Source organism: Pseudescherichia sp. (assembly GCF_032052675.1).
Taxonomy (GTDB): domain Bacteria; phylum Pseudomonadota; class Gammaproteobacteria; order Enterobacterales; family Enterobacteriaceae; genus Pseudescherichia.
On the sequence record NZ_DAMBWA010000012.1, the window covers coordinates 122,549 to 130,997 of the forward strand.

12 protein-coding genes and 1 pseudogene are annotated in these 8,449 nt (G+C 49.8%); 4 read left to right on the forward strand and 9 right to left on the reverse strand.

Translation table 11 applies throughout. From position 1 onward, the window contains the following. Window positions 1-222: 222 nt before the first annotated feature. From RTX96_RS16130 to RTX96_RS16170, 9 genes and pseudogenes are all read right to left on the reverse strand, one after another. Window positions 223-420, reverse strand: a complete 198-nt coding sequence (locus RTX96_RS16130) for a DUF4942 domain-containing protein (RefSeq protein ID WP_044597296.1) — start codon at window positions 418-420, stop codon at window positions 223-225. Beyond that, the gene (locus tag RTX96_RS16135) at window positions 417-770 is read right to left on the reverse strand and encodes a TA system toxin CbtA family protein (protein WP_044597295.1); all 354 of its coding nucleotides are present in this window, start codon (window positions 768-770) and stop codon (window positions 417-419) included. The genes RTX96_RS16130 and RTX96_RS16135 overlap by 4 nt, the downstream gene beginning before the upstream one ends. A gap of 45 nt (window positions 771-815) precedes the next feature. Continuing rightward, complete coding sequence (locus RTX96_RS20855) at window positions 816-1,214, reverse strand: hypothetical protein (protein ID WP_409418569.1); 399 nt, start codon at window positions 1,212-1,214, stop codon at window positions 816-818. Beyond that, window positions 1,097-1,348 (reverse strand): annotated as a pseudogene (locus RTX96_RS16145) (type IV toxin-antitoxin system YeeU family antitoxin); the annotation flags it as partial. The pseudogene RTX96_RS16145 and the gene RTX96_RS20855, both read right to left, overlap by 118 nt. A 43-nt stretch (window positions 1,349-1,391) precedes the next feature. Then, complete coding sequence (gene radC, locus RTX96_RS16150) at window positions 1,392-1,871, reverse strand: RadC family protein (RefSeq protein WP_044597293.1); 480 nt, start codon at window positions 1,869-1,871, stop codon at window positions 1,392-1,394. A 10-nt stretch (window positions 1,872-1,881) separates the two neighbouring features. Further along, window positions 1,882-2,337 (reverse strand): antirestriction protein, encoded by a 456-nt coding sequence (locus RTX96_RS16155; protein ID WP_249573294.1) that lies wholly within the window; start codon window positions 2,335-2,337, stop codon window positions 1,882-1,884. Window positions 2,338-2,428: 91 nt separating this feature from the next. Then, the gene (locus RTX96_RS16160; protein ID WP_312671552.1) at window positions 2,429-3,247 is read right to left on the reverse strand and encodes a DUF932 domain-containing protein; all 819 of its coding nucleotides are present in this window, start codon (window positions 3,245-3,247) and stop codon (window positions 2,429-2,431) included. A 137-nt stretch (window positions 3,248-3,384) separates the two neighbouring features. Beyond that, window positions 3,385-3,699 carry a hypothetical protein gene (locus RTX96_RS16165; protein WP_044597290.1) on the reverse strand — a complete coding sequence of 105 codons (315 nt, stop codon included), beginning with the start codon at window positions 3,697-3,699 and terminating at the stop codon, window positions 3,385-3,387. A 912-nt stretch (window positions 3,700-4,611) separates the two neighbouring features. Beyond that, a complete protein-coding gene (locus RTX96_RS16170) occupies window positions 4,612-5,274 on the reverse strand; it encodes a hypothetical protein (RefSeq protein ID WP_044597289.1) in 663 nt (220 codons plus the stop codon). 659 nt (window positions 5,275-5,933) lie between these two features. On the opposite strand from RTX96_RS16170, the gene RTX96_RS16175 reads away from it, so the two are divergent. The 4 genes from RTX96_RS16175 to RTX96_RS20860 all read left to right on the forward strand — a co-directional run bounded on the left by RTX96_RS16175 (window position 5,934) and on the right by RTX96_RS20860 (window position 7,807). Continuing rightward, window positions 5,934-6,524, forward strand: coding sequence for an inovirus-type Gp2 protein (locus RTX96_RS16175; protein ID WP_044597288.1), 591 nt, complete (start codon window positions 5,934-5,936; stop codon window positions 6,522-6,524). A gap of 92 nt (window positions 6,525-6,616) precedes the next feature. Next, window positions 6,617-6,826, forward strand: a complete 210-nt coding sequence (locus RTX96_RS16180) for a helix-turn-helix transcriptional regulator (RefSeq protein WP_044597287.1) — start codon at window positions 6,617-6,619, stop codon at window positions 6,824-6,826. A 117-nt stretch (window positions 6,827-6,943) separates the two neighbouring features. Beyond that, window positions 6,944-7,345 (forward strand): putative zinc ribbon protein, encoded by a 402-nt coding sequence (locus tag RTX96_RS16185; RefSeq protein WP_044597286.1) that lies wholly within the window; start codon window positions 6,944-6,946, stop codon window positions 7,343-7,345. Between the two features lie 69 nt (window positions 7,346-7,414). Further along, the gene (locus RTX96_RS20860) at window positions 7,415-7,807 is read left to right on the forward strand and encodes a putative zinc ribbon protein (protein WP_409418570.1); all 393 of its coding nucleotides are present in this window, start codon (window positions 7,415-7,417) and stop codon (window positions 7,805-7,807) included. The last annotated feature ends 642 nt before the right edge of the window (window positions 7,808-8,449 follow it).

Consider the following 8,449-nt stretch of genomic DNA (forward strand, 5'->3'; position numbering starts at 1 on the left):
GGTGAGCCGCCTGCGGCGAATAATCGAACGCAGTTCGATGGAGAGTCCGTTCCCCAGAACGAAAAAACCCCCGCCAAAGGCGAGGGTTAAGAATAGTGGTGCCGGACTCGGAATCGATGATGATAATCAATATATTGATATTTAAATAATATTTTTAATGTGGTTGTTTTTGTACCCTCATTTATACCCTCATTCCTGAATGATAGTAAAAAGGGATCGTATTCAGGAACGGGATGGCAAAGCTGAGGGATAATACCTCGCGAGAATCTCATTCATTTTATCAACCAGATCTGGCCTTTTAAAGATAACGTGGCCGCTGACTTTCTGGAAATACTTTATCCTGAACAGCTCATCTTCGCAGTCGGCTGATTGTTGATGCTGGCTGATATGAACGCTCAGACAGCGGGTCATGAGCTTCATATTCTTTCCTCCTTTATACCGGGTTTTGTGTAAACCGTTTTTAATCCGGTTGCGAGTCTTGCCCATAAAACGTCCAGCGTGGTTAAAAACGGCGACTGTTCCAGCCATGCGAATCCATGCCTGTCCGTGCGCACCAGGTCATGGCGCTCAGCCAGGAAATTCACGGCATCCACCAGCGTGATACCGGCGTCGATATGTTCGCGGATGACACGGTCATCACAGAACGGCGTGTCATTCAGGATGAGCCCGTAATGTTTATTTAGCAGATAAGTCAGTAAGGTCTGCCATACCTGTACGGACGACAGGCACGGGGACACCGGCACCGTGGCCGGTGCAGTGATGTGTTTCATACGTAATCCTCGTGGAATGAATGTCAGAAGGGGCAGTATGTCGGGTCAGCCGTACAGCATCCGGGCAACCACAAACGCGCTGTTGCTGTCTTCGAACCAGACCCAGATATCCAGGACCGGCGTACCGGCAGGGAAGTGAATAAATGCGTCACGGATAACCAGGGTGCCTTCTTCCTCAATGACGGCGATGTTCTTCAGTTCCCGCCATAAGCCATTCAGGTGTTCAATGGGGACAGGCATTTCTGCCTCCTTTATGCTGGCTGTGGAGCCGGATAAACAGAAACGTAAACATAACCACAGCTTCCCCGCGTGTCGGCCTCGCAAATCAGGCCGTCCTTTTCCCGTCTGATGTGCCTTATGCGGGTCCAGTTCGCCGGTACGCAGCGCGGCTTCCATCTGTCGGATAAATGCCGGAAAGCTGCGGTCCAGCGCACGTAACTGCAGGGAAGAGAACGTGCCGTAGAGCCCGGCCTGTCCCCCAGGTAATGCAGGCGGTTTCCCTCCTGGACCAGGCGGGCACCAAAGCAGGGGGTGATGTCGTGGCGCAGTCCCCATGGCGGGGATGTGGTTAATGTCATGAGTTATTACTCCGGAAGTGGATAACGTTTATGGCCAGGGCCTTCACAGCAGCCCGTGCTCGGCAAAGGACAGAATGTCGCCGCGCCCCGCAATGAGGTGGTCCAGCACGCGGACATCAACCAGCCCGAGCGCCTGTATCAGTCGTTGTGTGATGGTTCTGTCGGCGTGGCTCGGGTCAGTACAGCCGGAAGGATGGTTATGGGCCAGGATGACGGCGGCGGCGTTGTGACGCAGTGCCCCTTTGACGATTTCACGTGCGTGAACTTCAGTCTGGTTAATCGTGCCGAGAAAGACCGTTTCGCTTTCCAGCAGGCGGTGCTGGTTGTCGAGGTAAAACACCATAAAGACCTCGCGCTCCAACCCGGCCATCTGCAGGCGCAGCATGTCCCGGACGGCATGGCTGGAGGTCAGCGACTGACCGGGCGTTCTGAGATGCCGGTCGAGTAAGCGTAAGGCGAGTTTCACGATGCGCAGGGACGCCGGGGGCATCCCCGACAGGGCTGTCAGTAATAATTCAGACATGGCGGTTTTCTCAGTCAGTGAGGGTCAGGATACCCCGGGATTCCGGGTGGCGAAGTGCGTAGTCGTGAAGGCGGTAGTAATGCTCTGCCATGTCACCCCGGGCGGTGACAAAGGACAGGTGGCTGTACGTCATCAGGCAGGCGGCAATGCCAGCCGATTCGCCGCCCAGCGTGGCACGGTTACCGTTTGACTTACAGTACAGGTCATACGTCTCCTGGCTGTCCGGCGCCATAAACACACCGCCGTTACTGAGGGTGTAAAAATGCCAGTAGCCGCCGCTGTACCCCCGGCACAGGCGACTGAACCAGCTCAGGATAGTCAGCTCCGGCGATAACCACGGCGGGACGGTCCCGAAGTGCCGCCGCCAGAAATCCTGGCGTTCATGTTCGGGGACGACAGAGACGTAAAGTGCAGACAATTCGCGGCAGGCGGCATCCGCCGGAAAGGGGTACCCGGTGTTGTTCATGGTGTTTCTCCGTAATATTTTAAAAATCAGCGTGTCAGACGGACACAGGGATAGATGACAGGTATGAGGACACGTGAAGAAATTACGGCGGCTATGAGCACAGTGACAGCATGTTTTCCGCCATCACCCACAGGGCACGGTTAAGCTTCACATCGCTGTCGATACCTTTCACGGCCCGGGTGTGCATGCGTTTACCCTGCGTGTTTTTCCCGCACAGTCCGCCTTTTATCAGGTTTTCCTGTATGCGCTGATACGTGGTCCACAGGTCGTGGCTCTCATCCTGCCAGCGGCGTGGCGACAGGATTTGCGTTTCGGTGACCGGTTGATGCTCCTCCCCGAACCGGTACGTGATGGCGGCTTTCGCCAGGGCCTGCTGTGCGGGCGGCGGCAACAGCAGTGACTGCATCGCATCCCGTTTTTCCTCCACCCGGTCAAACACCCCCAGCACTTCATAAGCCCCTTCAATGACTTTCCCGACGACATCCCCCTTATGGGGCACGCGGACCTCACCAAAGGACTCACCGCAAATCAGCCCGTTCTGGCACACCGCGCGGAACAGTCCCGGCAGCATCTGATAGCTGCTGGAGCCGTCATGGCTGTTGAGCAGAATGATTTCCGGGACCTGTTTACCGGTAATCTGGCCTTCACGGCGCAGGCGCAGCATGTGTTTTGTGTGTTCACGTTTGCCCTGGTCGCGCACACGGGTCTGGCAGGCGAAGAACGGCTGAAAGCCTTCCCGCTGCAGGTTATCCAGCAGGGTGATGGTGGGTATGCAGGTATAGCGTTCACTGCGGGATGCATGTTTTTCTTCACTGAACACACTCGGCACATAGTGCGCGAGTTCATCACGGGTTAACGGGCGGTCACGGCGAACAAGGTTCACCGCACCAAAACGGCTGGCTAATTTCATTGAGACTCCGGATAAAATGAGATAAATGAAAAGGCCATGTCCCCTTGCGGGAACATGGCCTGTCGGTGTGGTGACGCAGGAAAGGTTCGTGGTGTTTTTTCTTTCCGGGATACGGGAATTAATCCTGCGTTTTTATCTCAGCTTTCTTCATGATTAAAGGTCAGCGAGCAGGCGTGGCAGATATATTCATCGAATACCTCCTTATCCAGGCTTTCACCAGCGACAGCACCGAGGGCGGCACCGCTTCCCATACCGACTAAAAAACCAATAACACCTCCGGCCAGAGTACCAACACCCGGAATAAGCGAGCCGGCAGCGGCACCGAGCGCAGCACTCTCAGCACCACCGGTTATACCGGCCATGCCACCGGCAATGGCACCAACACTTCCTCCCATTTTTCGGCCAAGATTTCTTTTCTGCGTGCTGGATGAACCACAGTGGGGACACTTCATTTTTAGTTCCTTACGTTGAGTGAATAAAAAAGCCCTCCCGGTTTTCCGGAAAGGCGGGGGTGTTAAATAACGGTACAACAGGCAGAAACCGGAGCAAAAATACAAAGGTACTGCTCAGTAGATAGGGTCGTAAAACTGGCCGTCTGTGCGATTCTGAAATGCCATGGGCCAGCAGATATACGGAAGTGTTAATTCAACGCGGGTATGATTGACGATATCCTCGTAGGTACAGATTTTTTGTCCCTGTTGAGCCGGGGCGCCTCTCTGGCTGACCAGTTTAAATGTGGCAAAGTCACTGAAACTGGCCTGACCGGTCAGTGGCAGGCACAACAGGCCAGTGGTCAGCAGTATTCATGAAATGCGCTTCCGGTAGAAAGCGGAATGTTGCATGGTTACTTTACTCCTTATTTATTGACAGAGTCGGTGGTGAATGGAGGGGATAGGTATGTCCAATGATGACATTTATTCCAGTGAACTGAATGTATTCTGTTGCGGATGTACAAATTGTTCACGGAGCATCAGAACAGGCCGGAGTACAGGCGAATAGCTCCTATTGATGAGGAATACCAGGGGGTTCAGATGCGTAATATATATTTTAAAAATATTTAAAATGTTAATTTTTTAGGTTCTTGATTTTGCCAAAAAATAAATACCAGTATCTCACTGTGAGTGTTTATCCTGAACGGGAAAGGGAATGTATGGAGGGTGAATAGCGCCTCTGTACGGTGATTGTTTTATGACAGAGGTTGAGGGCCGTGTTCAGGAAACCACATTCCATGATAGGCGTTCATGGGCGTGTAAGCTTTTTTGCGTAGGATTTTCAATCGGATATATTGTCTTTGTGAAGAATTATAAAAAGAGGAATACAGCGGTACTCCTCAGTCGTTCGACGGGGTAATATACATCGGAGAATTAGTTAAATTCTGCCGCACGTCTTTCATATTCGCTGGCAATCAGACGATTCATAAAGTCATCACGTTTCATACCGGAAATTGCGATCATGTCATTCAGCTTTTTGTCATTTTCAAGAGACAGTAAAAACTTCTTATTGATATTGCCTTTGCCTGCTTTCTCACGATGCTTATGCGAAGATAGTGCACTTTTCATTTTTCGCAAAAACAACTCTTTTTTCTCCGGTGTATCAAGGATGCAGTCATAAAAACCGGTAAGGCATATTTTTCTGTCGTCATCACTAATGGGTGAAAAATATCGGTTGATATTGCCATGCAGTTTTACTGTATAATTCCAGAGATAATTTATTGTTTCAGAATTTTCCTTGCTAAAGGGATCCTCTGTATTCCCCTTTCTTTGCCAGTCATCCTTGTAGTCATCAAGGAGTTCTCTTTTCTTATTACCGCCAAGGCCTTTTACATCAAAGTATTCGACAAGAGCTTCAAATCTCCCGCGATGGTCCGGGAATGCATGATCACGCCACCCTCGATAAGCAGAACTCTCACGCCATAACCACAGGCAAATCCTTTTGTCATGCCTGAACCAGTTGAATTCCTCAAGGGGTAATATCTCATCCTTGCATAAGGCTTCCATTTCATCAACGAAGTCGTTTATATATTTCACATCTCTTCTTCTGAAATAAGAGTCAAGCTCATTATTAATCCATGTATTTGTCTCCCACACGTTTCCGGAATTATTTTCCCAGTCAAAATTCGTGCTAACTCTTATTCGTGAGCGCTCCCGGTTCTCCATATAACGGACATAAAACCGGCATTTTCTGATGTCTTTTTCTGAAACGTAATCATAACAATTCATTTACAACCACCCATTCAAAGATAAATCACACCGTGATTTTATCATCATCTTGCGTGATTTCATCGTTGTTTTATCACGAAGTTATCGAAATTTTACCGAAAATTTAGCGTGACAGATTTGAATGGCGAAACAGTACCTCATTGTAGAGGTCAGTTCCCCGTGAGGGGGTTTTTGATTTAAATATTACGATATCACCCACCATGCAGTTCTGCAGGAATATGACGCTCACCGTTCTCTCAGATACCTGATGGTGTCAGAAGAACAATAAAATCTCATTCCTGGATACCCTGACCCAACGTCCGGGGAAGTTATGAAGAAATAAGGTTATTACTGTTATTCTGCTATATACCCATTCTGTTATAACTATTTACCCGCACAAACATATCCATCTGGCTTCATGATATTAAGCAGTTTAAAACTTACGGTCTCCTCACATGTTCATGAAACGACATGATGAGGAATGACCAATGAGAACAAACTGCATCACCAATTCTAACTATTCGACTTGTCCTGAACTGGAAGGTCAATTACATGACCATGTTGATAGCCTTTTCAGCAGATATTCAAAGCTTATTCTGCTGAGAATTGATTTCGCCTATCTTAAAGAATCGGCTGCATTCACTCACCAGGATATTCATGGCCTGTGTGCCGATATGGTTCAGCTGGAACACCGGTTAACCGGTATGAACGGTATTGCCGGTTATACTTGGGTGGCAGAATATGGAGCGGACCATCGCTACCATGCTCACTGTGCAATATTTATCAATGCGCAGTTACGTAATAAAGCCTGGCCGGTATTTCAGGAGATAGAGACACGATGGAAAAGCATCACTGACAATGAGGGATACGCTCACCGGTGTACTCCACAGTCCCATTATAAATTCAGAAGTGAAGAGATGACTGAATACAATGACGATATGGGTATCAATGCCATGAAATACATTCTCAGCTATCTGGCAAAGACAGCGCAGAAACCTGATGGCATCCATTGCCGGTTCAGCGTAATACCCGCGAGGAGCCGGAGCGGGAGACCAAGAAAGCGGTCCGAAAGTGATTAATTACGGCAGGCAGATATCTGATGAGCAATACCAGTGAGAATAATGACTTTCTGCGTACGGCTCTCCCTTAATATATCCGGAGAGAACTCATCATGATATCGGAAAATACATCCCTGCTTAATGACCAGATGGTCGACATGAAATTCATTACTGCCTTTACCGGTCTGACCGATAAATGGTTTTACAAACTGATAAGCGAAGGTGATTTTCCACAGCCAATAAAAATGGGCAGAGCCTCCCGCTGGCTTAAAAGCGAGGTGGAAGCCTGGCTACAGCAACGCATTGCACAGTCCCGTCAGTAATCTATCGAACGCAATCACATCTCTCATCTAATTTAACGCCATCAGTCGTATGACCTGCACTGCTGCCCTCTCCGGGACGGCTTACGTCTGCACGTCGTCCGGCAAGGGACTAATATTATGACGATTTACGCAAAATCTTTTATCGCGCTTGACGGCAATCAACACTTCACGGGCGCGACAACTGCACAGATTTACCCGTACGACCACTACTTCTGTCATCTTTGCGGTAGTGCACTGGTATTTCACCCGGAATGGGCCACCAACCGTCCGTGGTTTGAACACACATGGGAAGACCTGACGGAGAACGTACGTTACTACTGTCCGTATGTGCATCTGGAACCGAAAGAAGCGCGACGGATACGCATGCTACGTCGCTATGTGCCAGACGTCTTACCACTGGTACGTAAGGCCGACTGGCACTGTAACGGCTGTGACAGCGATTACCACGGTGAACGGTACTGCCTGACCTGCCGTACTGGCGACCACAGCACCGAAGTTATCAGCAACGAGGTGGAATGATATGCGTACCACAACGAGCAGTGTTTATCGCCGGGGGATGGTTCTATCTGAGGCGGGAGCGGTGCCATGATGCAGTTTAGACCGGTTGAACACGCCATCACCGAAGACGGTGAATGGGTGACCGTACAGCAAGTCCCTTACCACTACCGAGGGCGTTTGCTGTGTGATTCCTGCCATACTGAGGTGATTATTCAGGAGGTTGCTTCGGGGAAGGAGATATTTGTCCATGCCCGCCGCAACCGGAGAGAGAGGCTTAACAATCAGGGCTGCCGATACGCGATAAGTCCACCACGGCGAGCTGCACCGGTAAGGCATGCTGACAGACGAGAGCGGAATTCGGATTTCCGGGGGCCGCAGAACGCTCGGACCCGAAACTGGCGTTGTACCCGGTGCGAATATACTTACTTCGGCGGTAAGAAATGCCCACGCTGTAACGGCTGGGTCTATATCGTGTCACGATAACTACTGGGTTCAGGCGTCAGAACAGAGTCAGTTCGAATATCGTTCTGGCGCAGTACTCTGACCTGTAAGTGAGCTGACGGCACTACAGCTCTTATTGCTGTCGGCAACATGGGTTTAAGACCGTAAATCCGTTTATGACTTTCGCTGGCAAGTCCGGTATAGAGCAACGCTTCAAGCAGCTATTCCGGCAGGGGCCACGCCAGTTGGCTTCCCCTGAAGCGGGTGGCTACATCAGATACGGTGCTACACCCGATATTCCGACAGGCTGAGATGCCCCTGTTGAACAGGTGGCAGTCAAATTTAAGGCGAGCAGTTCTTTTATTTTACTCATCCGCCTTCTCAGTCTTACCATGGCATTACGTTTGCGGAGGATGGATTATCAGGAGAAAGTCTTGTCCATTGTTTTAAAAGTGAAAAACGCGGGTGTCGGATTACGGATTCCGATGGATACCAGATTTGGCCGGAACAAATCGGAATCAATGGTCGGTTTGGGTCTGGATATGAATTTTTTCGCATAAGGGAAATTTTTTGACACTTTATTGTGGACACGCGAAAAAATACAGATGTAAAATCACGCCTATCAGTGACAGTGACAGTGACAGTGACAGTGACAGTGACAGTGACAGTGACAGTGACAGTGAC